The sequence below is a fragment of the Cyanobacteriota bacterium genome, from assembly GCA_025054735.1.
In the GTDB taxonomy this organism is placed as follows: domain Bacteria; phylum Cyanobacteriota; class Cyanobacteriia; order SKYG9; family SKYG9; genus SKYG9.
Genome location: JANWZG010000589.1, coordinates 1 through 1,737 on the forward strand (window position 1 = coordinate 1; position 1,737 = coordinate 1,737).

The window sequence follows — 1,737 nt, forward strand, 5'->3', positions numbered from 1 at the left end:
ACACCAATTCTCTAAAAACTAGTGGACACAACCCATTGGTTCGTAGCAGGGGCTTAAGTCCTCGCCACAAGCTATCTGTAGCCGTAGCATAGGGAAGTGGAACCATACTCAGGGCAACGCAGGTAGCATTAAGGTTGCATTGATGCAGTTAATAGTGTTAACTTTTTTTAAGAAGATTAGGTTGGCAGCATTAATGATGCATCAAGCGTTCATTTGATCCGTCGTCTGGCTAACTGTTCATAAAGATTAGAATTTCTGGTTGAAAGTGATGACAGATGCCGTGATACCTTAGTGAATGGCGCTATGATGCAGAGGGAATGATGCCTATCACTACCTCTGGTTTCTGGGGTTTCTGAGCTAGTTGATTAGTTTAGCCACTAGCTAAGTTAACCATGGAACTGGCTGCCACTAATGAAGCGATCGTCATTATTAGTTCGGACGCTAAACATAACTTTAGTAGATCTAATTTAGTCACACTTAGCTTTAGTTGTCGTTAGCTTTGGTAATACTTAGTTTGCTGCTAATGTCTAGTATTGGGTTAATGCTGGGGACAAAAATTTTTACGCTTGATGGTGCTGTTTTGGCTACAAGTGCATCTGCAACTGGCAGGTAACTTACGTCTGTAAACCCTAGAAAGATCTGTTGACTGTTGATTGATTAATGTTGATGTTCGGAGGTATCGTTCCATGTCTGTTCGTCTGTACGTAGGTAATCTGCCCAAGGAAGTGGATCGCCAAGAGTTAGCGGCGGTGTTTGCTGAGGCGGGTGATTCTGTTTCTACGAAGGTGATTACCGATCGCAAGACAGGCAAGTGCCGAGGTTTTGGCTTTGTGACCGTCAAAACCGATGAAGAAGCCGATCAAATCATTGAAAAATTCAATGGTCATGCCTTCAAGGATTCGATTCTCAAGATTGAAAAGGCACTGCCCCGCACCAAGGGCAAAGCAGATGATGAGTCTGTTCCCGTAAGTGAAGATGAATCTGTCTCTGCAGAGGGAGCCACTGAAGTGTCTAGCAACGCCTCTAGCAGCAATGGTGCAGCCCCCAGCAGCGGCAAGAGCAATCGTCGCAAGGGCAACAAGTCTCGTAAGTCTTCGGGCAGTTCCGCATCGTCAGATACCCATGAGTCTGTTCAACCTGATCCTCGCTGGGCACAAGAGCTAGAGAAGCTTAAGCAATTGTTAGCTGCTCAGGCCACGACACCCTGACGTTCAGAACTGTTATCTGGCCTGATGCTGACTCGATATTGCAAGGGCTACCTGTAGTAGGTAGTCATGTGTAGAGCAGGCGGAACGTTTGTAGTGAGGACTTCAGTCCTCACCCGTGCATTGAGTGCTTCATGCGAGTGCCACGTGCTGTCTAGTCAGGTAGCTGGTACTGGCTAACAATCCGCTTGGCATAATCAGGCACATGGTCAGCCAACTTTTCAGGATAGTGACGCTGGACGTAGAGGTAGTTGCGGGTAAAGTGGGAGTCGATCGAAAACCGTGCATACTCCAACCCCTTCGGACCGATGCGCTCAATGACAACACCCATTAGCCGGGCAGCCCACATGGGCAGGGTTACTCCTTGGTCGTAGGCAGGAATGCTTTGTTGAACAGCAGCCCGACGATCGCCACGGGACATGACAGGTTGAGTTTCCAATTGCCCTTGCACGAGATCGAGCATGGCTTGCCCGCGATCGTTACGCACTACAATCCACTGCCAACCAAAGGGTGCCCCCATGTAGCCCACAAC

The 1,737-nt window shown here is 48.2% G+C and carries 2 protein-coding genes; one reads left to right on the plus strand and one right to left on the minus strand.

Features of this window, described 5'->3' with window-relative positions; all coding sequences use genetic code 11:
• Positions 1–686: 686 nt before the first annotated feature.
• Positions 687–1,208: an RNA-binding protein gene (locus NZ772_18460; protein MCS6815539.1), complete on the plus strand. Its 522-nt coding sequence runs from the start codon at positions 687–689 to the stop codon at positions 1,206–1,208.
• A 151-nt stretch (positions 1,209–1,359) separates the two neighbouring features.
• On the opposite strand, the gene NZ772_18465 is transcribed toward NZ772_18460, so the two are convergent.
• Positions 1,360–1,737 (minus strand): hypothetical protein (locus NZ772_18465; GenBank protein MCS6815540.1); only part of this gene is annotated, 378 nt, incomplete at its 5' end.